Source organism: Diaminobutyricimonas sp. LJ205 (assembly GCF_009755725.1).
GTDB lineage: Bacteria > Actinomycetota > Actinomycetes > Actinomycetales > Microbacteriaceae > Ruicaihuangia.
The window spans coordinates 3,076,598-3,100,384 of the sequence record NZ_CP046619.1 but is presented as its reverse complement, the minus strand read 5'-3'; the positions used below and the strand labels follow the sequence as shown (position 1 = coordinate 3,100,384).

23 protein-coding genes and 1 tRNA gene are annotated in these 23,787 nt (G+C 64.3%); 15 read left to right on the top strand and 9 right to left on the bottom strand.

Features of this window, described 5'->3' with window-relative positions:
- Positions 1–1,991 precede the first annotated feature (1,991 nt).
- The 3 genes from GO591_RS15105 (at position 1,992) to GO591_RS15095 (ending at position 4,499) form a co-directional block, all read left to right on the top strand.
- Positions 1,992–2,525 carry a hypothetical protein gene (locus GO591_RS15105; protein ID WP_157157577.1) on the top strand — a complete coding sequence of 178 codons (534 nt, stop codon included), beginning with the start codon at positions 1,992–1,994 and terminating at the stop codon, positions 2,523–2,525.
- A 103-nt stretch (positions 2,526–2,628) separates the two neighbouring features.
- Entirely contained in the window at positions 2,629–3,651 is a 1,023-nt protein-coding gene (locus GO591_RS15100; protein WP_157157576.1) for a COG1361 family protein, read from the top strand.
- A gap of 128 nt (positions 3,652–3,779) precedes the next feature.
- Positions 3,780–4,499 (top strand): SGNH/GDSL hydrolase family protein, encoded by a 720-nt coding sequence (locus GO591_RS15095; protein WP_232466422.1) that lies wholly within the window; start codon positions 3,780–3,782, stop codon positions 4,497–4,499.
- A 670-nt stretch (positions 4,500–5,169) separates the two neighbouring features.
- On the opposite strand, the gene GO591_RS15090 is transcribed toward GO591_RS15095, so the two are convergent.
- Entirely contained in the window at positions 5,170–5,469 is a 300-nt protein-coding gene (locus GO591_RS15090) for a hypothetical protein (RefSeq protein ID WP_157157574.1), read from the bottom strand.
- A gap of 630 nt (positions 5,470–6,099) precedes the next feature.
- On the opposite strand from GO591_RS15090, the gene GO591_RS15085 reads away from it, so the two are divergent.
- From GO591_RS15085 to GO591_RS15070, 4 genes are all read left to right on the top strand, one after another.
- Positions 6,100–7,023: a hypothetical protein gene (locus tag GO591_RS15085; RefSeq protein ID WP_157157573.1), complete on the top strand. Its 924-nt coding sequence runs from the start codon at positions 6,100–6,102 to the stop codon at positions 7,021–7,023.
- A 26-nt stretch (positions 7,024–7,049) separates the two neighbouring features.
- Positions 7,050–7,805: a caspase family protein gene (locus GO591_RS15080; protein WP_157157572.1), complete on the top strand. Its 756-nt coding sequence runs from the start codon at positions 7,050–7,052 to the stop codon at positions 7,803–7,805.
- Positions 7,806–7,927: 122 nt separating this feature from the next.
- The gene (locus GO591_RS15075; protein ID WP_157157571.1) at positions 7,928–9,058 is read left to right on the top strand and encodes an XRE family transcriptional regulator; all 1,131 of its coding nucleotides are present in this window, start codon (positions 7,928–7,930) and stop codon (positions 9,056–9,058) included.
- 31 nt (positions 9,059–9,089) lie between these two features.
- On the top strand, positions 9,090–9,539 hold the full coding sequence (locus tag GO591_RS15070) for a hypothetical protein (RefSeq protein ID WP_157157570.1): 450 nt from the start codon (positions 9,090–9,092) through the stop codon (positions 9,537–9,539).
- On the opposite strand, the gene GO591_RS15065 is transcribed toward GO591_RS15070, so the two are convergent.
- Together GO591_RS15065 and GO591_RS15060 are read right to left on the bottom strand one after the other, a co-directional pair.
- Positions 9,517–10,386: a DUF6602 domain-containing protein gene (locus GO591_RS15065; RefSeq protein ID WP_157157569.1), complete on the bottom strand. Its 870-nt coding sequence runs from the start codon at positions 10,384–10,386 to the stop codon at positions 9,517–9,519. The genes GO591_RS15070 and GO591_RS15065 overlap by 23 nt on opposite strands.
- Before the next feature lie 483 nt (positions 10,387–10,869).
- A tRNA-Gly gene (locus tag GO591_RS15060) sits at positions 10,870–10,943 on the bottom strand.
- 186 nt (positions 10,944–11,129) lie between these two features.
- On the opposite strand from GO591_RS15060, the gene GO591_RS15055 reads away from it, so the two are divergent.
- The 3 genes from GO591_RS15055 (at position 11,130) to GO591_RS15045 (ending at position 13,045) form a co-directional block, all read left to right on the top strand.
- Positions 11,130–11,885, top strand: a complete 756-nt coding sequence (locus tag GO591_RS15055) for an SDR family NAD(P)-dependent oxidoreductase (RefSeq protein ID WP_157157568.1) — start codon at positions 11,130–11,132, stop codon at positions 11,883–11,885.
- A 67-nt stretch (positions 11,886–11,952) separates the two neighbouring features.
- Positions 11,953–12,558 carry a dCTP deaminase gene (dcd, locus tag GO591_RS15050; protein WP_157157567.1) on the top strand — a complete coding sequence of 202 codons (606 nt, stop codon included), beginning with the start codon at positions 11,953–11,955 and terminating at the stop codon, positions 12,556–12,558.
- 13 nt (positions 12,559–12,571) lie between these two features.
- Positions 12,572–13,045: a succinate dehydrogenase/fumarate reductase transmembrane subunit gene (locus tag GO591_RS15045; protein ID WP_157157566.1), complete on the top strand. Its 474-nt coding sequence runs from the start codon at positions 12,572–12,574 to the stop codon at positions 13,043–13,045.
- A 51-nt stretch (positions 13,046–13,096) separates the two neighbouring features.
- On the opposite strand, the gene GO591_RS15040 is transcribed toward GO591_RS15045, so the two are convergent.
- On the bottom strand, positions 13,097–13,957 hold the full coding sequence (locus GO591_RS15040) for an alpha/beta fold hydrolase (protein WP_157157565.1): 861 nt from the start codon (positions 13,955–13,957) through the stop codon (positions 13,097–13,099).
- A gap of 77 nt (positions 13,958–14,034) precedes the next feature.
- On the opposite strand from GO591_RS15040, the gene GO591_RS15035 reads away from it, so the two are divergent.
- Complete coding sequence (locus tag GO591_RS15035) at positions 14,035–14,679, top strand: TetR/AcrR family transcriptional regulator (protein ID WP_157157564.1); 645 nt, start codon at positions 14,035–14,037, stop codon at positions 14,677–14,679.
- A 56-nt stretch (positions 14,680–14,735) separates the two neighbouring features.
- Here the strand turns inward: GO591_RS15035 and GO591_RS15030 are convergent, their stop codons facing one another.
- The 5 genes from GO591_RS15030 to GO591_RS15010 all read right to left on the bottom strand — a co-directional run bounded on the left by GO591_RS15030 (position 14,736) and on the right by GO591_RS15010 (position 19,602).
- Positions 14,736–15,278, bottom strand: coding sequence for a PQ-loop repeat-containing protein (locus tag GO591_RS15030; RefSeq protein ID WP_157157563.1), 543 nt, complete (start codon positions 15,276–15,278; stop codon positions 14,736–14,738).
- A gap of 139 nt (positions 15,279–15,417) precedes the next feature.
- Entirely contained in the window at positions 15,418–16,833 is a 1,416-nt protein-coding gene (locus GO591_RS15025) for an amidase (protein ID WP_157157562.1), read from the bottom strand.
- A 10-nt stretch (positions 16,834–16,843) separates the two neighbouring features.
- A complete protein-coding gene (locus GO591_RS15020) occupies positions 16,844–17,320 on the bottom strand; it encodes a MarR family winged helix-turn-helix transcriptional regulator (RefSeq protein ID WP_157157561.1) in 477 nt (158 codons plus the stop codon).
- 46 nt (positions 17,321–17,366) lie between these two features.
- Positions 17,367–18,776, bottom strand: coding sequence for an MFS transporter (locus GO591_RS15015; RefSeq protein ID WP_157157560.1), 1,410 nt, complete (start codon positions 18,774–18,776; stop codon positions 17,367–17,369).
- 106 nt (positions 18,777–18,882) lie between these two features.
- On the bottom strand, positions 18,883–19,602 hold the full coding sequence (locus GO591_RS15010) for a hypothetical protein (RefSeq protein WP_157157559.1): 720 nt from the start codon (positions 19,600–19,602) through the stop codon (positions 18,883–18,885).
- A 218-nt stretch (positions 19,603–19,820) separates the two neighbouring features.
- On the opposite strand from GO591_RS15010, the gene dnaK reads away from it, so the two are divergent.
- The 4 genes from dnaK (at position 19,821) to GO591_RS14990 (ending at position 23,746) form a co-directional block, all read left to right on the top strand.
- Complete coding sequence (gene dnaK, locus GO591_RS15005; RefSeq protein ID WP_157157558.1) at positions 19,821–21,677, top strand: molecular chaperone DnaK; 1,857 nt, start codon at positions 19,821–19,823, stop codon at positions 21,675–21,677.
- A complete protein-coding gene (locus GO591_RS15000; protein ID WP_232466205.1) occupies positions 21,677–22,255 on the top strand; it encodes a nucleotide exchange factor GrpE in 579 nt (192 codons plus the stop codon). Before dnaK ends, GO591_RS15000 begins: the two co-directional genes overlap by 1 nt.
- A 91-nt stretch (positions 22,256–22,346) precedes the next feature.
- Positions 22,347–23,321, top strand: a complete 975-nt coding sequence (locus tag GO591_RS14995; protein ID WP_157157557.1) for a DnaJ C-terminal domain-containing protein — start codon at positions 22,347–22,349, stop codon at positions 23,319–23,321.
- Positions 23,322–23,329: 8 nt separating this feature from the next.
- The gene (locus tag GO591_RS14990; protein WP_157157556.1) at positions 23,330–23,746 is read left to right on the top strand and encodes a heat shock protein transcriptional repressor HspR; all 417 of its coding nucleotides are present in this window, start codon (positions 23,330–23,332) and stop codon (positions 23,744–23,746) included.
- Positions 23,747–23,787 lie beyond the last annotated feature (41 nt).

The following is a 23,787-nucleotide window of genomic DNA, read 5'->3' as shown; positions in this document are numbered from 1 at the left end:
TGAGGTGTCGAGTCTCGAACTAGATCATGAAGGCCGACCGTCAGACCGCCCTGACTCGCGTTCACGGGCAGAAGTTTCCACTGCTGCCAAGCGACTGGAACTGACGCGGTGTGGATCTGTACCCCGCCACTGTCATTAGGGGACTGAACGCAGGCGTGGTGATTGATGCATTCTCGCTGTCAGATGTCCCCCGGTAAGCTGATCTGGATGTTCGCCCGGGTAGGCGGACGTTGAGCGCAATTCCGCCCAGCCTTCGGGTAGAGGTCCCTGGGCGGCGCTCGCTTTGCCTCCGGGGGCACATACGGGTTTGTACCCTCGGAGGCGAAGCATCTCGGAACTTCCCGTGCGGGGCTGGTGTCATTATTGCCTGGCGCCGCACTGATACCCCTGCTCCGGTCGGTGAGGAGATACGGGGTTCTGGCTTATCCGCCGCCTCGGCGCGGACCCGGGTAATCGAAACCGGCATCCTTCCCGAACTGCGCACCTCTCAGAGGTGTCGGAAATCGTCACCTATCTGTACTGCGCGTTCTGCGCGATTTCGCTTCTAAGTACGCTGGGCGGTGATGGCCCTGCCCTCTAGGCGTGTCCCGCAGTGCAGCGGGCGAACCCCTCGGCCGCTCACGCTAGCGCTGAAGTTCGTAATAGGGAACGTCGTTCCCAAGCCCATTCCCAAGTGTCGACGAGGTCCACCGCAGAACGTACAGCTCACGGCCACGTGGGCACTGATGAGTGACTCCCGGCTGTAACGATCCATCTCCGTACTGAACAACGGGGCGATTGAGCCCATCCAGCGACCCTCCGCGGAACGGAACGTGTAACAGCCTCGAAGCGACGCCCATGGTGGGAGCTTACCGGGCGTTCTACCCGCATGCGGGTGAGGCGCATGCGCTCAGCTTCAGGCGGATCGCGCCTTCTCGCTTCGGGAATGCCATCCGAAGATGCTGCGGCGGTGGCGCCGCTCCGATGATGCGACGGTTTCGTCCGACGGCTCAGCCGGTTCTTCCTCGGGTAGCCTCGCGCGTCGTTGCTCGTCGCTTTCCTTGACCAGCCTGGCCCAGTCACAGGACAAGCAATGTACGACCCAACGGTGAACGGACAACCCGGTCCCGTAATACGGGTTCGTGGTCGTGCGTGTTCGCTTGCCACAGAGCGGGCATGGAAATGCCGCTCTGACAGTGACGACTTTCTTAGGTACGAAGTCGCTCACGCCATGACCTTATTGCCGGCCGCGCGTGACAGGAGCGGCCACTGCGGCGGCGACGTCAACCGGTTGAACCGCGGTTGAAGCGTGAGCACGCGGTGACGCTGCGACGCGGTGTGCAGGGAGAGATGGTGCGAGCGGTGGACGAACACGGACCCGATTCCTGAGGATGCCACCGCGATCGGCAGCGTATGGGCTTCATTGGGGGGAGACGCGAATGCGGCTGAACGGCGCGGGCCAGGACTGTCACCGGCGGGGACGTAAAGCCAACAGGGGCTGTCCCCATTTTGTCACCCGGTCAACGAGGCCGGAACGCCCACAACGGGGGCCAATCTCTTGAGTAAACTCAAGCAAGTAAGGGGGTTCTTGCGCTCTTGTGGACGCGAACCAACCAGATTGTCGGCAGGTGAGGAAGAACACTTGTACCCCATACCCCATAAAGGGGGCTATAACGCTAGGCAGATGCGAGGCAGTATGGGTCTGTCGTCTGCGTCGAGCTTTATGCCGCAGGCCGGCAACAGCCCCACTTCTTCGACCGCGATGCGGTCGACTTCCCGAGTAGCGCTGGCAGTTGCCAACAAATCCACGTCGCAAAGCCGCGAGCTATGACGCTCCGAGCGGAATCAGTTTGACGCGCTCGCAACGCTGGATCACCCTCACAACGATGTCGAGCTCCCGTGCGCGCCTGTTGACGTGCCCACGGGCTCTGCGCCGTGCCCATTGACGAGCGCCAGGGAGCGTTCTGTCGCGCCGGCTTTGCCGGCGCAAAATCAAAACCAAGGAAGAAACTATGCGCAGTATTACTCAGGTTGCCCTCGCCATTGCGTCGGCAGCTGCCATCACCACCGTCATCGCCATGCCCGCATCGGCTGCACCGGTCGAGGACACCACTACAACCACTGTGGAGGTCACGGCCGGCGCCCTCAGTATCTCGGCTCCCGCCTCGCTTGCGCTTTCGAGCGTCACGCCCGGCGGAAGCGCCACGGGAACCTTCCAGTCGACCGACGTTGTCGTCACGGATCTCACCGCTGACACGCTCGGCTGGACGACTTCGTACACCATCGGCGAGTTCTCGTCTGTGCTGGTGCCAGCGGGGACGATCGCTGCGTCAAACGTGACTTACACGCCGACCGTTGCGATAGTTGACGGAACGGCTACGGTTACCGAGGCCACTGCTTCCAACGGCACGGGTGTCATTCAGACTGCGACTGCTGTGACCGGCAACAACACCGCAACTTGGGGCGGAACCATTACCGTCACGGTCCCCTCGGATGCACTGGCGGCGGCTGACTACACCGCAACGCTGACGCACTCCGTCCTCTAATCGACGCTGTAGGGGGTGCCGAGTCCAGCGTCGCCCCTTACAGTCGTTGTCAGGCCCAACCCTGACCGCAGCCCGTTGACTCGACACTGTAAGGATGATTCTCGTGCCGCGATCACTGTTGGCCATCCTCGGCCTGACCCTGCTCTTAGGAACTTCGGCAGCCCCCGCACTAGCCGCAACGGACGACAGCCGACCCGATGACTCTGCCGGAATCGGCATCAGACTGCTCGACATCCCAGTCGCCACTCAAACGGACCCCCGCGCTCGCTCATACATCGTCGACAATGTCGCGCCCGGCACGGCCATCCAGCGCCGAGTTCAGATCCAAAACAACACAGCCACGGATCAGGACGTCCGCGTCTACGCGGGCGCGGCGCGCATCGAGGGGGACTCCTTCGTCGGCGAGGACGGCGCAAAGGAGAATGAGCTGACGACCTGGATAGGGGTTGAGGAACCGTCCTTGCAGCTGGCTGCTGGCGAGAGTTCGAACGTCATGGTCACCATCGCCGTGCCCGATGACGCTGCCGAGGGCGAGCAGTATGCGGCGATCTGGGCAGAAGTTCGTTCGTCATCAACCGCAAACGTTGTCAGCGCCACCCGAGTCGGGATCCGCGTCTATCTTTCTGTCGCCCCCGGAAACGGTCCCGCAGCCGCGTTCGAGATCAACGACCTCTCAGGTCATCGAACCCCGGACGGCATCCCCCAGGTGACCGCCACCGTCACCAACACCGGCGGTCGGGCGCTCGACGTGACCGGCCAGCTATCTCTAAGTGAAGGCCCCAGCGGCCTTTCCGCCGGGCCGTTCAGCCTCGACCGAACCACGACGATTGCGCCCGGGAACACGAGCCAGGTCACTTTCACGTTGGCAGACGGGATTCCCGCGGGTCCATGGAATGGGAAGGCGGAACTGTCTAGCGGTCTTCTCGTTCACGAGATTGCGGCGAAGATCACCTTCCCTGAGGCTGGCGAAGGTGGGGGCGCACAGACGAACAAGCCAGTCGACCTCGTCTGGCTGGCGTGGGCCCTCGGAATCGTGTCTATGGCGGGAGTGGGCGGCTGGACCTTGTATCTGATCAAGCGTCGGCGTCAGAAGAATGCGGCGAGCGAAACGGGAGTCCTGCCGTGACCGTGAGCCTTCGATACCCCGAGGCCGGCAGAATCGAAGACCGTTCCTTCAGAGTTCCGTCCTTCGAAGCTGCATCGCGAACAGTTCGTGCTCTCGGATCACTGCTGTGGCCTGTGCTGGCACCGACCATGCGAGTCTGGCGGCTGTTCGCGGCTGCGAAGTTGGATGTCGTTCCGCGTCCGACCGGCACCCCGCGGGCCGAAGCTGCGGGACCACTTCCTCATAAGGTTCTGCTGTTTGGTAGCGGACCGGCCGTGGGATGGGGTGTCAGGACACACGAGCTCGCACTTCCAGGTTTCGTTGCACGGGAATTGGCAAGGTCTACCGGCCGAGGCGCCACCGTAGATGTGCACGCCAGTCGGACCATGACCGTGGAGTCAGCCACAGCATCGCTTCCCGTAGGGCTCGACCGATACGACGCAATCGTCATCACCCTTGGGATCAACGACGCGCTGTCGCTGATTCGCCCGGCGAAGTGGAGGCAATTCACGCGACACTTGATCGGTGAGATCAGAGAGCGCACGTCACCAAGTACCCGCATAGTGGTGGCTGGGATGCAACCGCTTCGATCTATACCCACCTACGACTCGGTATTCGGATCTGTCGCCGACAAGCATGCCCGGATGCTGAACGTCATCACCCGCCAGATGTGCGCTGCACTACCGAACGTTGCGTACGCGCAGTTCGAGCGTGGAGAAGCGGCAAGCGATAGGCACCGCTCACCTGAGGCGTTTCGGTCCTGGGCAAGAGCGCTGGTGAACGAACTCACCTGCGAGACGGCTACCGGCACCCTAGACGCCCTTCCCGCCAAGGATTCCTACGTACCAGTGCCGTCGCATCTGCTGTGACCGCACGGGCGTTGTCGTGCCATCAGGCATGATCCCCTGGACAGCGGCGCCGCAGGCTCAGGGTTGGGGGCAAGCCGGCAGCGCCGCCGTCGGACGATATGCACGTACGCGCCTCACGGGGAAAAGGCGCACGGGTGCCGTCGCGGAACACTATCGGCAGCGCACGCGGTTCGGTCAGACGATTGACACAGGAAGTTGTAAACGGTGCGAAATGGTACTTCCCGAGACTCCCACAAGCTCGTAACAACGTTGTCGGGCCACCCGAGTCGATCCCTATGCGGTGTCAATCTCAGACCATGAGGAACGAGCGGTCCCCGTGGTAATCCCACCGGCAGCGTGACGGAGCGGCCACACGAGGGGCCTTCGCTGGGTAGTTCTTCCGGCCGGCGTTCACTGCTGGAATGGATTGACGATCGACGCGACTCCGCGATCGTCACATGCGTAGACGATCTGTACGCTCATGCCGGTTTCAAGAGCCCCAGGGTCCAGTTGCCTCCCGCACTCGGAGCAGAGCACGGGAGGGTGCTCACGATAAGGACATTCACGGAGTCTCGCATTAGCGCAAGAACAGGACAAGATAATCGATCATCCTGTTCTCCGACAGGCCCGTCGGCCGACTGGGGTGACGACATGTCGATTCGAACGTCAGGTCAACCAGCCGGAGGCCTTGCTACATGACGGTTGCGCGGGAAGCCTGCAGAGCGTGCAGCCGAGCCACGTAGCCGTCGGGATCGAAGCGGAACTGCGTCCCACAGGAAGGGGTATCCAGGAATAGAGCCGGTAGCGCTGCTGGAGAGTTCAGCACGAATTGCTCGGCGCCGTGCTCTGGATCGACAAAGACATCGACAGGACCGAGGTCGGTGGTGATTTCGACATTGCGGCCGCCGGTGAGCAAGCCCCTGGAGTCGGCGTCGCCGGCGACCGCCGTGATGACTCCGACGAGGAGCACCGGGTGAACAAGGGCAGGCATGAGAGTCCGTACAGAGTGGGGCTTAGCGCAGCCGCCACTGTGGTTTCCGGCGGGCGAAGCTGTCGAAGGGGGCTCATACGCTGTATAACCGCGGATTGCCATCTGTACCCCATTTGTCGGACCATTTTGTACCCCCGTTCTGGGTGGATTACTCGGGCGCTCCGATTCCCGGGTGGGTCGGTACGCGAGGAGGCGGATCCGCGAAACAATAGGACTCGGCGGGCGCATGTCGCTGTAAGCAGTGTGACGGCAGCGGAGTACGCCGCTGGCTCAGTCGAAGCGCGGTGGCCGTATTGACCTCGGGAGCGTCGCAGGCAGCCGAGCGAGCCCGACTGTGAGCCCTAGCCGTCGCCACAGCGCGGCGCACGCATTCGCTTGACGCGTGCTAGTCGATGCGACCGCTTTTCGATCGTCGTCACCCAGTGACGTAAGAGTGACGTTCAGCGGGCACCTTCCTGTGCTTGCCGTCAACGACTTGAGTGTCATTTCCTCAGAGTTGAGCGGTGGCTGGTTCGAATCCGGTAGAGGGGCTGGCTTTACAAGACTGGGGTCTTGCGGCGCCCTTCTGCCGAGGCCAGAGTTGTGCCAACTCCGCGACCGTGGATGCGGATCCGAATGTCAGGAGACCCGATGGCGCTCAAGTTCAGCGCATTCAATCCTGGTGGCGAGTCTAAGCCGGGTGACGACCCCAGCATTCTTCAGCTGACGGCCGCCGAGAACACTGACGTAATATTCAAGCTCGATGGCGAGGGCGAAGTTATCGACTCCCCCGTCATCAGACGTCAGGAGGACAACAGCGAGGTCGGCGACATCGAGTTAGCTGCCGACAGGAAAACCGCCACTGCAACCTACACGGTGACAGCCGCGCAGGGCACATTCGTCGCGTCGGCCAAAGTCGGCGAAGCGCAGATGAACGCCACAAATGGCGTAAAGCTGGTTAGCCCGTCCGAAACGATGCCATCGGGACCGGCGAGTACGACGGAGAGCAAGCCGTCGGAATTAGAGATCGGGGAACTCGATCGCCCATTCGCCTATGTCACGCTCGCTTTTGTGGTGCTGCTGTCCGCAGCCGTAGGAATCACCGTCTGGTCGGTCATCTCACGGGTGCTGCTTCCTTCGGCCGGAGCGCTAGTAGCAGAGGATGAGTTAGTTGATGGGTCCTTCGGTCAGCGCATGGCGTCCATTGTGCTCGTCATTGGAGCTGGCTTCGGTGGGATTGTGATCACGATTGGTGCGTGGCTGGCTGCCATCGAGACCCGCGGGCGACTGCGCGCACCGATTAAGGGCGCCGCCACGAAGGGCGCAAGTGAAGGACTCGCGAAGGACGAGCTCGAAGCGATCGCGAAGATCATGGACGCTGCCCGGCGACTGCGCGGATCGATTGCCGTCGTGCTGTCTGGCTTCTTTATCCTGGCGATCTCCATGTGGGGCATGAACGCGATGACAGCGGGCACCCCCACACCCGTTCCCTCACAGACAGGCGAAGCCGTGCAGCAGTCTAGTGAGAACGGCGAGCCAGCCCCCGCCGAGGCCACGCCAACCCGGGCGCGCTAATGACAAGTGCCGCCTTACTCATCGGAGTGCCGAAGCCGAAGCCGTCGAAGATTGCCGGCCGCACGGTCGAGTGGCCTGAACTGCATGGGGTGGAGAATGATCTCGCCGCCGTGCGGTCCATGCTGCTCCAGGCCGTTCACCCTCTTGACGCCATGTCGATCATTACGTTGATAGAGCCGCGTGACACGACTGCAGCAAATATCAACGACCAGCTCGATAGGTGCGTCGGAAAGCTGGAGCCTGGTGACACCTTCATACTGATGCTCGACGGCCACGGGTATCACACGCCCGATGTCGACAGCGACGACGGAGATGGCTGGGATGAGGTCTTCATATCTTCCACAGGCGAGCCAATACTTGACGACGAGTTCGCCGCGCGTTGGGCGAAGACCCCCAGGGATGTGACGATCATCGGCCTAGTCGATACCTGCTTTGCCGATACCAGCGGCAATTGGCTCGACCATCCTGCCAAGCACCTCTCAAAACCAGCACTTCCCGTGACCATTCGCACCCGCGACGGCGCACCCCGATTCTTCTTCTCGGCTTCCCTCCAAGAGCAGGATGCATACGAGACAGATGCGGCTGGCCAGCGGCGGGGAGTGCTGTCGGCGGCACTCGCCGATGTCTGGTCATTAACCGAAGGATCGCGCGAGTCGTACGCGACGCTCTTCGGGTACGCCCAACAATTGGCGGCCTACTACGACCGGCGCCAGACGACGCGGGCGCGTTTCACCGGTCCGGAACTCTCATCGGTCGTTAACCGCCCGCCGTTTTCCGTTTGATCGGCTTACGCTCTGGCTTCTCGTTTGGGAGAAGGGGGGTTCTCGCGAAAGTCTCAGCCGAGATGAAGGATTCTCCGGGATGGCAAACAAGCGATCGCGCGGACCGGCCATAGCATGAGGCCATGGTGTCGATCAGGATCAACGCGGACGTGCTGCGGTGGGCCCTGGACGATTCAAACGTCCGTCAAGCGGAGTTTGCGTCGAAGTGCGGTTTCGATATTCATTTGGTCGAGAGTTGGCTGAACGGGGAGTCCCAGCCCAACACAACCCAATTGCGGACCTTGGCGAAGAGGCTGGGTCGCTCGATCCAGTTTTTCATGCTTCCGCAACCCCCCGAATCTCATACTGCGGACGTTCGATTCAGGCGATCGATGCACAATGACACACCGGAACCAGAGAAAGAGGCTGGGGCCCTTAGATCAGCTCAGCGGGCTCAAGCCTTGGTTCAGTGGGTTGAGGATGGCTCTGCTGACCGGTCCGATTTGCTGGTCACACACGTGCAAGAGACCCCCGCTCGGTACGCGGCGCGACTTCAGCAGCACCTCGGATGGACCATCGCGGATCAACGCAGAGCTACCTCAAAATCCGCAGTCTTCAAAGCGCTACGGCTCCGGATCGAGCAGCAAGGTGTTCTCGTGCTTCTACAAAGCGCGGGAAAAAAAGGATTTCGGGGGTTCTCGCTTCAACAGGATCCGCCCCTTATATATGTCAACAAGGACTACAGCGGTGCTGCACTACGAACCTTCACGCTCCTACATGAACTAGCGCACCTCGGGAGGGGTACGGGGGGCAAGACCTGCTATTACGACTCCGATGCGGATGAGCGCTGGTGCAATCAGGTAGCCACTGAATTCTTGCTTCCGCGCCAGGATTTCCTCGCCTACGTCGAGCGAAAAGGTGTCTCTTTCGTATCGAGCAGTGATACGAGCATCATCGAAGCGGCGTCACGGTACTTCAAGGCCAGCTGGTACGCGATCGCAATTCGACTAACCGAATTCGGGCTAGCCGAACAGGAACTGGTGGAGTTCATTCGTCAGAACTATGACGTGGAACGGGACCCATCCACACCCATCCCCGGCATTGACCGAAGCACGCCGGTGCTGCGCGCGGAAGAGTTTGGAACGGCGTACATTCAGTCAGTCCGTAAGGCCGTTTTCGACTCGCGGCTCAGCGAGCTGGAGGCCGGCAGACTACTCAGGGCAAACGCCCGACAGTTGTCCTCGCTCTGGCAACTGACATCTGGGGCAGGGTGAGTTAGTCCTGTTCATAATTGATACATCGAGCTTGCTTGCGGTGACTGAGCTTTGCGACCGCCATGAACCCCGGGTATCCGCAGTCTTTAATGACATGTGGGGCCTCGCCCGCACCGACGAACTGGGCTTTCCGGCGTGCGTACCTGCGAGATGTCACGAATTCGATGATTCGAACTACGCGGGATCGTGGGCGGCTCCGGTCCACGCCACGCTAAAGACCAGATCCGTGCCGCATAGTTTTCAGACGGACGTGCTCGCAGTTTGCCCTGACCTGCTGGACCTGGGGAGCGACGAGGAAGAGCAGCCAGCAGTTGAGCTGCTTGCCTATGCTTACTACTTCCATCAGCAGGGCCAGGCGGTGCGTCTCGTGACTGAGGAGTCTGGGCCTCATCCCTTTCGCATGTCGCTTGCGGAAGCCGCAACAGTTATTGGGATGACGTGCCTCTCGATGGGCGAGTTTATCCGCGAGCGTCGGCTGTAGCACCAGTTCCGACTTCCACCGTTTCACGTGTGGTCGAGTCCAAGTACTCCTCCCACCAGGAGCTGCCAAGCTGGCCGCGGTCTCCGAGGCCGGACAACGCCTTGACGCTGAAGAGAAGCAATGCGCGCCCTGGATCGAATACGCGCATGCCGTCAATCTCGGTCGATTTCACTTTCGCAACAGGGTACGTCGAACCCCCCACCAGCGCAGCGCTTCCAGGAGACGCAGGCGAGATCCACGACTTCGAGAGACGTTCGCCAAGCTCAGTTGTTTCGTGAAGAAGCACACAGTGACACTGCATGATTTCGCCAGCTGATACGAGGACAAGCCCGGGGTTCACAACACAGACAAGATCCGGTCGTGACTCTGGCGACAAGTTCTCGAACCATTTCAAGGTCGTCGTCGCCGAGGCAGAGGTAGAGAATGCAAACACGCACACGAGCGGCGCGGGCGCATCCTTCGATGCTGGCCGAGATGAGCGCACTGAGGTTGTGTTTCTACCAATCCGCTGGACCTCTTCGGCATCGAGTGTCGTCTTAACCTCGACAGTCATTACAACGGTTTCCGCCGGATGCACGAACTGCGTCGTTTGCGAGAAGAGTTGCGGATGTTTGTGGATATCGTGCACGATCATGTCGCATTGGCGAGATTGAGAGCCGTCGGCACCGATGATGAGGCCGCTCCCGATTCCCAGGTTCGGAGGTAGAAGCCGACCTAAGAACTCTGCGACGGTCAACTCGTTAGCGCGACCCTTCTCGCCCTGATGGCTGATGAGACTGTTGAATGACTCAGCCTGGATTTGCAGCCACTGACCTATGCCGGTCCAATATTGCTCCAACGCCCCCATATGAATCGCCCCGATGCTTTTGTTCAGTGGTCGCCTAGCGCGCGTGTGCTCGCGGTCGAGAGGCGCGGCTGAGCCGAATGGTCGACTATCCCTACGCGCCGCGGGACGGGCTGGTTCAAGATAGCCGCCGCCGAAGCGTCAATAGAGTCCAATCGTCGCACGACGCGGCGTGGACTAGCGAGGCAGCAACTCCACACCGACTCCGCAGGCGAGCCGCTCCGATTTGGCTGACACGAGTCTGGGTATTCCAGATACGAACAGGAAGGTCCGGGATTTGGTGAGAGGAGTCCGGAATGCGACGCCGAAACGACAACAAGAAACGAGACCGAGTGCGGAGAAGGCAGCCCAGAGGCGCTTGTAGCTTTGGAAGCCATGAAGTTGCCCTTCAGCTACACCCGCTTCTTCTGCCAAGGTGGAGGCCCAAATGTGACGGTGGTGCCACTTTCAGTGCGAGAAGTGTCACATACCGTGAGAATTGACAACTGGAGGGGATGACGGGAATCGAACCCGCGCTATCAGCTTGGGAAGCTGAAGTTCTGCCATTGAACTACATCCCCATGCGGCATCCGAAGATGGCGACTGCCCCATCCTAGCGCGGCCCTCCCGACCGTTCGCCAGCAGCTATTTATATGCATATCTATGGAATAGAAGTGCCGCGGCGATCGTTGGACATAGATAACGACCCGAAGCCGGGTCGTTCGTTAGATATCTGCAGGACACGATCCCGCGCAGGAGGAAACACAATGAGCAACTTCGAAGGCAAGACGGCACTGGTCACCGGCGGCGGTTCCGGACTCGGCGAGGCAATCAGCAAGGACCTCGCGAAGAACGGTGTGAAGGTCGTCATCACCGACATCAACCTGGACGCGGCAACCCGCGTCGCCGACGAGATCAAGGCAGCCGGCGGCACCGCGGCTCCGTTCCAGGCCAATACGGCAGTCGCCGAGGACAGCAAGAAGGCTGTCGAGTTCGCGGTCGAGACCTACGGCGCCCTGAATTACGCGGTCAACAACGCCGGTATTGGCGGCGCCAGCGCCCCGACCGGTGAAGTCGACCTTGAGGACTGGGACCGCGTCGTCAGCATCAACCTCAACGGAGTGCTCTACGGAATGCGCTACCAGATCCCCGAGATCCTCAAGGCGGGGGCATCCGAAGGCGCCATCGTCAACATGGCATCGATCCACGGCACCGTGGCGGTCAATGGCAACTCGGCGTATACCGCGACCAAGCACGCGGTTGTCGGCCTCACCAAGAACGCCGCGTCCGAGTATGGCGCCGAGGGCCTGCGCATCAACGCGATCGGCCCCGGCTACATCGAGACCCCGCTGCTGAAGACCGCAGCCAAGGAGGTCCTGAACGGACTGGAGGCCAAGCACCCGCTCGGCCGCCTGGGCCAGCCCGAGGAAATCGCCAACGTGGCGACCTTCCTCCTCTCCGACAAGGCGAGCTTCATGACCGGCTCGTACGTGCTGGTCGACGGCGGTTACACCACGCTCTAGTCGCATCAGAACCGAAGGGCACCGGATGGCGGCATCCGGTGCCCTTCGTCGTTCTAGGCTTAGGACCGTGCTGCTATCGGATCGAGACATCAAGGCGGAACTCGACGCGGGCCGAATCGGCCTGGATCCCCTGGAGCTGTCGATGGTGCAGCCGTCCAGCGTCGACGTGCGCCTGGACCGCTTCTTCCGGTTGTTCGACAACCACAAGTACCCCTACATCGACCCTGCCGAGGATCAGCCCGAGCTCACGCACATGGTCGAGACGACGCCCGACGAGGCGTTCATCCTGCACCCGGGCGAGTTCGTGCTCGGTGCCACGTTCGAGCAGGTCACCCTGCCCGACGACGTCGCCGCCCGGCTCGAAGGAAAGAGCTCGCTCGGCAGGCTCGGCCTGCTCACCCACTCCACGGCCGGCTTCATCGACCCGGGCTTCAGCGGCCATGTCACGCTCGAACTGTCGAACGTCGCCACCCTGCCGATCAAGCTCTGGCCGGGCATGAAAATCGGGCAGCTGTGCTTCTTCCGGCTGAGCTCGGCGGCCGAGCATCCGTACGGTTCCGACATCTACGGCTCGCGGTACCACGGCCAGCGCGGGCCGACCGCGTCGCGGTCGTTCCAGAACTTCCACCGCACGGATGTCTCGGTCACCGAGGCCGGCCGGCCCGGGGCCTGATCCGGCGACGCTGATGTGGCTCGGTCTGCGGCTCCGGTTGGACTGTGAACCGGATGCCGCGTGGCGGGCGATCGCGCGGCCGGCAGTGTTCCGCTCGGTGTCTGCGCCGCTGACCACGTTCAGCTCGCTGGACGGTGGCTTTCCGGCCAGCTGGGGAGCGGGACGTCCGCACGCCGTCGCCGTGCGCGCATTCGGCGTGATCCCGGTCGGCGAACAGACCATCGATGTTGCCTTCACCTGGCGACCGGACGGGGTGCGCATGATGACCGACAGTGGTCGACCGCTGTCCGGCCCGCTCAGCCTGATTCGCTCGTGGCGACACCGGATCGCGATCTCACCCGCATCGGACGGCGGCACGCTCTACCGCGATCGGGTGGAGTTCACCGCACCGGCTTTGGCGATCCCGTTCGTCTGGCTGTCGCTCTGGGTGTTCTGGCAGTGGCGGGCGCTGAGGCTGGTACGCGCCGCGCGGCGCTGGCGAGCCTGATCAGCTGTTCCGTTGGTCGAGCCGGCCGAGACCGGTCTCGACAAGCTCGACTTACGGAGACACCCCAGCGCGCTCCCGGGCGGTGACGAACTCGAGCACCGCGTCGAGGGTCTGATCGGCAGCGAGGATGCGGTTGTGCCCGAGCCCCTCGGTGACGACCAGCCGGGAACCCTCGTGCACGCCGGCAAGCGCCTCGGACTGGGTGGCCGGCACCATCCGGTCGCCGCGGTCGTGCAGCAGGAGCAGCGGCACCGCCACCGGATGCTCCAGCCCGGAGAACCGCTTGAACAGATCCGGCTGGCCGGGGAAGACCCGGCGCTGGAACACTTCCCGCAGTGCACCGGTGGTCGCCGGTGTCAGGCGCATGACCGACGCGAAGCCCTCGATCAGGTTGTTCGCCTCGGCGACTCCGGCAACGCCGACCAGTCGGCCGGCGGTCATCCCGTCATCGATCGCGCTGAGCGCGGCGAGCAGACCGAACGAGTGCGCGACCACGGTGTGGAAGCCGCCGTACTGCCGCTCGAGCTGCCGCATCGCGTCGACGTACTCGAAGATGTAGGTACCGCGGCCGGCGGAGTCGCCGTTCGCCGGCGCGTCGAAGCTCACCACGGTGAAGCCCTCGGCGACCAGTTCGCGAACCAGGGTCGCGTACTGCGATGCGCGTCCGCGCCAGCCGTGCACCAGCAACACCACGTCGGTGCCGTGGCCCCACGCGTAGACCTCGACCCGCTTGCCGTGCACCGTGATGCTGCTGCGCCGGGCGGCTTCGTGCGTGGCCCGGTCGCGGGCATGCACCGGCAGCCTGGGGCCGACCCGCATGAACAGCGGGAAGGCGAGTTCTGCGCCGAGGCGCGGGGAAATCGCGGATGCCGCGGCGATCGCGGCGCGGGTGGTGGTCAGTGCGGCAGGCATCGAGGTCTCCAGATTCAGAACAATACGAACGGTCGTACTACTAACAATACGGACGATCGTACTACTAAACTGGTGGCATGCAACAGGTCGATGGACGCCGAGCGCGGGGAGACGAGTCCCGCCGCGTCGCGCTGGCGAGCGCGGTAGACCTGGCGTCGGTGAGCGGGCTTGAGGGCCTCTCCATCGGCGGCCTCGCCGGCACGATCGGCGCCAGCAAGAGCGGAGTCGCCGCGCTGTTCGGCTCCAAGGAGCAACTGCAACTGGCCGTGGTGGCTGCCGCCCGTGAGATCTTCATGGCAACCGTGATTGAGCCGGCACGGGTGCAACCCCGAGGCATCCGGCGCCTGACCGCACTGGTGCAGCTGTGGCTCGACTACTCGTCGGGGCGCACGTTCCCGGGCGGATGCTTCTTCCTGGCCGCCGCAGCCGAGTACGACTCCAAGCCGGGGCTTCTGCGTGACGCGGTGGCCGCCGCGCTCGCCGAGTGGGACGGCTACCTGACCGCGTCGATCCGGTTTGCGATTGAGCTGGGGGAGTTGCCTGGCCTGAAGGACCCGGAACAGTTGACCTTCGAGTTGCGTGCCCTTGCGGCCGAGGCGAATTCGCGGTCCCTGCTGCAGGATTCGGACGTCCCGTACGCCCGTGCCCGTGCGGCCATGGCCGCCCGACTGCAGATGCTCGGCGCTGATCCGGTCGTGCTCGAGCAGGGCGGGCTGGCTTAGGCCGTATTCGGGTCTCGGCAAGCTCGACCAGCGGGAGGCGTGACCCGCGGGGTGAGTTAGCTGAGGACCGGGATCGAGCCGGTCGAGGAGTACGCGCCGTCGGGGGCCGCCGAACTCGTGTCGACGTCGGCCGACTCCGCCGTGGCCATGATCGGCACACCGACGTCGGCGGACTCACCGGTCACCACGATCGGGATCGAGCTGGTCTGGGTGTTCTCAGCGACGATCTCGGTGGTGTCGAGGAACGCGGTGTCGGCGACGGCGGAGTCGAGGAACTCCGACGAGTCGATGATCGGCACCGAGATGGTCGGCGGCGGCAGCTTGCGGCCGCGTCGGATCACGAAGACGGTGGCCAGTCCGAGCGGGACGCTGAGGAAGCACGGTGCCATCACCCAGAACGAATCGGCCAGTATGCCGTAGGCGATCCAGAACAGCCCCGAGATGACGACCAGCCACTGGGTGCTGGAGGAGATCCCGGCCAGCCGAGCGGCGTCATTCCGGTTCCGCCAGGTGATCCGCGCCTGCGGGATCCATAGAAAAATGCTGCCGGCGGTGGCGACGAATCCGAGCAGGTTGATGGCGAGAGAGGTGCTGTCCATGAAGAGGGAGTAGTGCACTTTCGAACGGTCCTGGGAGAGCCCCGAATGGACAAATTGTTGCTAGGGCGTCGGCGGCGCCTCGCACATCATACGTACTTTGTGTGACGTGCAAATTCACCCGAAGGTGGGGGTCTGCTGGTTACGCGTTCCAGGCGGGCGGATGCCGGTGCTGCCAGCGCAGCCTGCGCTCCAGTTGCGCGCCGATCGAGAGCAGCGTTGCCTCCCCACCGGGGCGGCCGATCAGCTGCACGCCGACCGGAAGACCGTTGTCCGTCCTGTGCACCGGAAGCGTGATCGCGGGCAGTCCGGACACGTTCACGAAGCTCGTGAACGGGGCCGCCTCACACTGCTGGACGAAGTTGTGCTCGGCATCCGCCTGATCGAACCAGCCGAGTGGACGCGGCAGCAGCGCCAGCGTCGGCGTCAGCACCGCGTCGAAGGATGCGAACTGCCGGATCACCGAGCGCTCGAAGGCGGTCGCCGCGCTCAGCGCCTCGAGCAACTGGCGGACGGGCAGCGAACGGCCGCGTTCGACCAGCCAGCGGCTGAGCGGTTCGAGCAGGTCGAGCTCGGCGCCATCGGCCGGGATGCTGGCGGCACTGGCCTGCCAGAGGGTCGTGAAGAACCCGGCATAGTCGACCGGTTCCAGCGCGATGCTCTCCAGCCCGTGACCGAGCTCGTCGAGTTCACCGGCGGTCAGCGCCATTGCTTCCAGCACGGCGGGATCGAGGTGAATATCGAGCGAGTCGTCCCAGGGTGAGGTCGTCATCACGCCGAGCTGGAACCGCCCCTCGCCGCGCACTGCCGCCGCCAGCAGCGGCCCGTCCGGTGCGGGGAAGCGCAGCGTGAACGGGTACGGCCCGGCCGCAACCATCGCGTCGAGCAGCATCGCCGCGTCAGCGACGGTACGGGCGATCGGACCACCCACGGCGAGGCCGGCGACCTTGTCGACACCGGATGCCGCGGGAACCAGCCCGCGCGTCGGCTTGATGCCGACCAGCCCGGTGGACGCGGCCGGGATGCGGATCGAGCCGCCACCGTCGGAGGCGGGCGCGAACGGCAGCAGTCCAGCGGCAACCGCGGTGGCTGCCCCGCCACTGGACCCGCCGGCGCCGAGCGTCAGGTCGTACGGGTTGCGGGCGGGTGGCGCGGCCAGCGATTCGGTATAGCCGGTCAGGCCGAACTCGGGGGTGTTGGTCTTGCCGAGGCTGATCCCACCGGCGGCGTCCATCGCCAGGGCCATCGGGTCCGAGACATCCGGAACAAACTCGGCGAACAACCGCGACCCGTACGTGGTGCGCACGCCGGCGCGGGCGGTGAGGTCTTTGTCGGCGAACGGCAGGCCCCAGAGCGGGGCGGAGTGGGCGACCGATGTCTCCACCTCACGGGCACGGTCGAGCGCGCGCTCCGGGGTGACCGTGATGAAGGCGCCGAGCTCCGCGTCGAGGCGGTCGATGCGGGCGAGGTAGTGCTCGGCGAGCTGGGTCGGGCTGACCTCGGCGCGTTGCAGCAGCGTCCACTGCTCCTGGGCGGTCAGGTCGTGGAGGTCGCTCACCCCACCGAGCCTAGGCCTCGTCCTGCGCCTGAGCCTCGTCTCCCGCCTCGTCCTGCGCCTGTGCCTCTTCTTGCCAGCCGAGGTTCCTGGCCATCCGTTCCAGAATCTCGAGCGTCTGCGCGTACTCGTCGCCGCTGACCCCGGCGCCCACGCTGCCGCGCAACTCGCTGACGACTTCACTGAGCTTCTCAAAGGCGAGAAGCCCGCGCGGAGTGAGCTCGTAGCCCACGGCCGTGGCGGCCACCCAGCCGCTTTCAATCAACTCGGTCAGGTGCTCGACCGCGGAGTCCTCGTCGCCTTCGCTGCGGAACGGCGCGACCGCGGCATCCAGTTGCTCGACCGATGCCTCGCCGCCCGCCAGCACGCTCAGCAGTTGCCACTGCCGGCGGGTGACGCCGTGCTCCTCGAGCACCTCGGCGAACCGCTCCTCGAGGAGTCGGTCGACGAGCCTGAGCCAGAATCCGATCGGGCGGGGCTGCTCTGCCATAAGCCGACTGTACCGGCGTGTCGGGGAGAGGGTCGAGAGCGACGCGTCAGTCGATCTGCGCCTGCTTGACCTTCACCGGCAGCATCAGCAGCAGGCCGGCCAGCAGCACCAGGACGATGCCGAGGATGCCGAGCCGGGTGTCACCCGAGATGCCGACGAACAGTGCGAACAGCACCGGCGCAAGGAAGCTCACCGCACGGCCGGTGGTGGCGTACAGGCCGAAGATCTCGCCCTCGCGTCCGGGTGGGGTGATCCGGGCGAGGAAGCTGCGGCTGGAGGCCTGCACCGGTCCGACGAAGAGGCAGAGGAACAGAGCCGCGATCCAGAAGCCGAGCTTTGCGTCGCCGATGAAGAGCACCGTCGTGGCCGCCACGATCAGGCCGACGAGCCCGCCAACGATGACGCTCTTCGCGCCGACCTTGTCATCGAGCCAGCCGCCTAGGAAGGTGCCGATCCCGGCCACGACATTCGCGGCCACGGCGAAGTAGAGCACCTCGCTGCTGCTGAACCCGAACGCCTGCGCGGCGATGATCGCGCCGAAGGTGAACACACCCGCGAGCCCGTCACGGAAGACGGCGCTGGCCACCAGGAACAGCAGCACCTGCGGGCTGTTCTTGGCCAGGCGCCCAATGGTGCGGAACAGGATGCCGTACGACGCGAACAGGCTGACCCGGTTCGCGCGCCGTCGCGCCGGGATCTCGGGCACCGCGACCAGCACCGGGATCGCGAAGATCGCGAACCACACCGCCGATGCGAACACCGCGACGCGGATGTTCAGACCGCCGTCGGTGCTGATGCCGAGCAGGCCGGTCTGCCCTTCGACGCCGAAGCTCTGGATGAACAGCAGCAACAGCACCACGAGCAGCACGATGCCGCCGACGTAACCGAGGCCCCAGCCGAAGCCCGAAACCTTGCCGATGTTGTGCCGGTTCGACACCTGCACCAGCATCGCGTTGTAGTTGACGCTGGCGAACTCGAAGAAAACATTGCCGACCGCGAGCAGCGTGGCACCAAGCACGAAATATGCGGGCGCACCCTCGACGAAGAACATCGCGGACATCGCGGCGACGACCAGGCCGGTGTTGATGCCGAGCCACAGCTTGCGTCGGCCCGATCCGTCGGTGCGCTGCCCCATCACCGGTGCGAGCAGCGCCACCAGGATGCCGGCCGCAGCGAGTGCCCAGCCGACCAGGCTGGCGTTGTCAGCAAGGACCCTGTTGATCGCCGCATCATTGCCCGAGTCCAGCACGTCGCTGTCGACGAACAGTCGGCTGGCGAGATAGGTGCTGAAGACGAACGTGGTCACCACGGCGTTGAACGAGGCGGAGCCCCAGTCCCAGAGAGCCCACGCGGTGACCTGCCGCCGCGGGATCCGGCGGTCGTCGGTCAGCACCGCATCGTCGATGACGGGCGGGGTGCTCGGGATGGATGCCTCGGGGCTGCGGCCTTCATTCATGAGGCCAAAGCTAGTGGTAACCGGTGAACAAGAGGAGATCTCGCGTCCACATTCGGTGAGTTATCCGAAAATGCTAGTCGTCCGGGCGTTGCACTAGCATTTTCGGCTAACTCACGGGGGCGACATCGCGGCGGAGCAACGCGTGGAGCGCCATCCCGACCGACATGCCCGCCACCCAGACCCCGCCGATCAGTAACGTCAGGCCGCCGAACCCCATCACAGTCACGGAGACGATGACGATCAGGGTCACGATGGTTGCCCAGCGCGCGGTGCTTGGGAAGGCGATGTCGTGAACGCCTCGAATTGCGACGGTGGTCATGAGGCAGGCGAACGCGATGCCCAGGAACTTAGCCACCCACCATTCCCACATGAAGTACGCGAGCAGTGTCCCGTACAGGTCGGCGGTGAGCGCGCTCTCACCGAGTCCGACCGCTAGACCGAACTCGATAACCAGGAGCATCGCGATCAGCGATCCGACTCCGATGGTGAAGGCGGACCAGGTGGAAGCGGCGTCCCTGCGGGTGCCCAGCCGCGCGGCCAATTGGATGGCGAAGACCAGGATCAGGATCGAGGCGGCCGCCATGGCGTACCCGCTCAGGTTCAGCATGGGCTCGTCGGTCAGAGCCAACGTCTGCCCGAGCGATCGCCGAGTTAGCCGCGGTTGCGGGTCTGCGCCGGCCCGGCCCGGATCGAGCACCTGCCAGGAGACGAAGAGCGCGGCGGTCCCAAGGCATCCTGCCAGTGCGCTCGCCGCCGCAACCAACCGGCGGTCGAGGGTCTCGGCGCGCCCACTTACCTTCTGTCCCCGGTCTCCGGTGCTGCCCATAGGAAGACTCGACCACCTTTCGATGCATCGTCGGCTTCGGCGGCACCCTACTCCCGAAACAGATTCGCGAACAGTCATCGGCCAGACGTGCAGGCTGGACATGTCCTAAACTTGAGCCAATCACGCTCAACTTTCAGCTGCTCGACTTGACATCGAAAAAGTTGAGTTCCAAACTTGATATCTCAAGACTCAAGTTCTGATGTAAGGAGATCGGCCTCATGGCGCGAGCAGTAGGAATTGACCTCGGAACCACCAACTCGGTTGTGTCGGTTCTCGAGGGTGGCGAGCCGAAGGTCATCGCCAACGCAGAAGGTTTCCGGACGACCCCATCGGTCGTCGCCTTCACCAAGGATGGCGAGGTGCTGGTCGGCGAGACCGCGAAGCGCCAGGCCGTCACCAACGTCGACCGCACCATCGCCAGCGTGAAGCGCCACATGGGCACCGACTGGAGCACGTCGATCGACGACAAGAAGTACACCGCGCAGGAGATCTCGGCGCGCATCCTCGGCAAGCTCAAGCGTGACGCCGAGCAGTACCTGGGCGAGCCGGTGACCGACGCGGTCATCACCGTCCCCGCCTACTTCAACGACGCCGAGCGTCAGGCCACCAAGGAGGCCGGTGAGATCGCGGGCCTCAACGTGCTGCGCATCATCAACGAGCCGACCGCCGCGGCGCTCGCCTACGGCCTCGACAAGGGCAAGGAAGACGAGCTCATCCTGGTCTTCGACCTCGGTGGCGGAACCTTCGACGTCTCGCTGCTCGAAGTGGGCAAGGACGAGGACTTCTCCACCATCCAGGTGCGCGCGACCGCTGGTGACAACCGGCTGGGCGGCGACGACTGGGACCAGCGCGTCGTCGACCACCTGATCAAGCGGTTCAAGGACAGCACCGGCGTGGATGTCTCGAACGACAAGATCGCCAAGCAGCGTCTCAAGGAAGCCGCCGAGCAGGCCAAGAAGGAGCTGTCCAGCTCGATGTCGACGAGCATCCAGCTGCCCTACCTCTCGCTCACCGAGAACGGCCCGGCCAACCTCGACGAGACGCTCACCCGCGCCCAGTTCGAGCAGATGACCAGTGACCTGCTCGACCGCACCAAGAAGCCGTTCGTCGATGTGATCAAGGAAGCCGGCATCAAGGTCTCCGACATCGCCCACGTGGTGCTCGTCGGCGGATCGACCCGTATGCCCGCGGTCAGCGCGCTGGTGAAGGAAGAGACCGGCGGCCAGGAGCCGAACAAGGGCGTCAACCCCGATGAGGTTGTCGCCGTTGGTGCCGCTCTGCAGGCCGGTGTGCTGAAGGGTGAGCGCAAGGACGTTCTGCTCATCGACGTCACCCCGCTCTCGCTCGGTATCGAGACCAAGGGCGGCATCATGACCAAGCTGATCGAGCGCAACACCGCTATCCCGACCAAGCGCAGCGAGACCTTCACCACCGCCGATGACAACCAGCCGTCGGTGGCCATCCAGGTCTTCCAGGGCGAGCGCGAGTTCACCCGCGACAACAAGCCGCTCGGCACCTTCGAGCTGACCGGCATCGCCCCGGCGCCCCGCGGAATCCCGCAGGTCGAGGTCACCTTCGACATCGACGCCAACGGAATCGTGCACGTCTCGGCGAAGGACAAGGGCACCGGCAAGGAGCAGTCGATGACCATCACCGGTGGCTCGTCGCTGCCCAAGGAGGACATCGAGCGCATGGTGCGCGAGGCCGAGGAGCACGCCGCGGAGGACAAGGCTCGCCGTGAGTCGGCCGAGGTGCGCAACAACGCCGAGCAGCTCGCCTACTCGATCGACAAGCTGATCAAGGACAACGAGGACAAGCTGCCCGCGGATGTCAAGACCGACGTGCAGGCGGACGTCGACGCGCTCAAGGCGGCGCTCGCCGGCGACGACGAGGCGGCCGTGAAGACCGCCTTCGACAAGCTGAACGAGAGCCAGACCAAGCTGGGCGAGGCCATCTACTCCGCGAGCCAGGCCGAGGCATCCGCCCCGCAGTCCGAACCGACGGAGAACAAGGCCGACGATGAGGACATCGTCGACGCGGAGCTCGTCGACGACGAGGATGAGAAGAAGGCGTAATGGTTGACGACAAGACGCCAGAACCCCACTCCGACGACGGCGACACCAGCTCGAATGAAGAGCTGATCGAAGCCGAAGGACCGGACCTCGAGGTCTCGGACCAGGAGCCCGAGGGGCTGTCCGACGAGGATCAGGCACTGCTCGACGAGGCCGAACGCGACCTGGTCGCCGAGATGCGCAACGACATGCTGCGCGCCCAGGCTGAACTGGTCAACTTCCGCACGCGGGTCGAACGTGACCGTCAGGCGAACCGCGAGGCGGTCATCGCCGAGGTGATCCGGTCGTTCCTGCCGGTGATCGACGACCTCGACCGGGCCGAGAAGCACGGCGACCTCACCGAGGGCAGCCCGCTCCTGCTCATCGCGCAGAAGCTGCGCGGCGGGTTTGAGAAGTACGGGCTACGCAAGGTCGGTGAACAGGGCGAGGCATTCGACCCGAACTGGCACGAGGCGCTCGTGCAGGTGCCGACACCAGGAGCCGAGGGCCAGACCGTCGCCGACGTGATCGAGATCGGGTACGCGCTCGGCGACCGGCTGATCCGGGCGGCGAAGGTCGCCGTCGCGGTCCCCGCCGAGTAAGAACATCCACGCATCCGTGGATCGAGCTTGCCGAGACCTCGCCTGAGGATCTCGGCAAGCTCGATCGACGGCCAGAAGAAAGGAGACGCCGATGGCGAGCCAGGACTGGTTCGACAAGGACTTCTACGCCGTTCTCGGCGTCTCGAAGAATGTCACCGATGCTGAACTGAAGAAGGTCTACCGCAAGCTGGCCCGGCAATATCATCCGGACTCCAACCCGGGCGATGTCGCTGCCGAGGCCAAGTTCAAGGAGATCAGCGAAGCCTATTCGGTGCTCTCCGACGCGGAGATGCGCCGCGAGTACGACCAGGTGCGCGCAATGGGATCCGGCGCCCGGTTCACCGCGGGCGGCGCCGGCCAGGCCGGTGGCTTTGAGGACGTCTTCGGCGGAATGTTCGGCCAGGGTGGCGGGCGCACTCGGCAGGGGAACTTCGACGACATCTTCGGCAGCATGTTCGGGGGTCCCGGCGGAGCCTTCGGCACGTCGACCGGCGGGTACCGCGGCTTCGGCGGGCCGACGCGAGGCAGGGATGTCTCGGCTTCGGCGACGCTGGACTTCATCACCGCCATCCACGGCGACACCGTGGAACTGCAGGCCGCCAGCGGCAAGCCGCTCAAGGTGCGCATTCCCGCCGGAGTCGCCGACGGGCAGAAGATCCGGCTCAAGGGCAAGGGTGAGCCCAGCCCGGACGGCGGCGAGGCCGGCGACCTGGTGCTCGCGGTCTCGGTCCGGCCGCATCCGGTGTTCGAACGCGACGGGCTGAACCTGCGCGTCGACGTGCCGGTCACCTTCGTTGAAGCCACCCTCGGCGCCACGATCGAGGTGCCGACCCTCGACGGCGGGCCGGTCAAGCTCAAGGTGGCTCCCGGCACTCCCAGCGGCCGCGTGCTGCGGGTCAAGGGCCGCGGCGTCGTCACCGCCAAGGGCACCGGCGATCTGCTCGCGACCGTGCAAGTGGCCGTGCCGAGCCACCTGCCCGGCGACGCCCGTGAGAAGCTCGAGGCGTTCGCGGCGTCGATGCCGAATGAGAACCCGCGGCTCGACCTGCTGTCGAAGGCGCACTAGGAGGCGAGATGGACGAGTCCGCACCGATCTTCGCGATCGCGGCCGCCGCGGAACTCTCCGGCATGCATCCGCAGACCCTGCGCCAGTACGACCGGCTCGGAATCGTCTCGCCAACCCGAACCGCCGGCCAGTCGCGGCGCTATTCGATGCGCGACATCATGCAGTTGCGCGAGGTGTCGCGGCTCTCGGCCGAGGGACTGAACCTCGAAGGCATCCGGCGCTTCCTCGACCTCGAGAATCAGGTGAGCGCACTGACCGCCCGGGTGCGCGAACTGGAGGCCGCGCTCGCCGATGAGCTGCTCAGCCGGCCCGGCAGACGGGTGTTCGCCGCCGGCACCGAAGGCGACGTCATCAGCCTGCGGGCAGGCACGCGCACGCCGCGGAATACGCAAGTCGTGGTCTGGCGGCCGATTCAGCGGGGCTAGCACCCGAAATAGTGCCCCGGCAATTGTCGGCACTCGTGCCC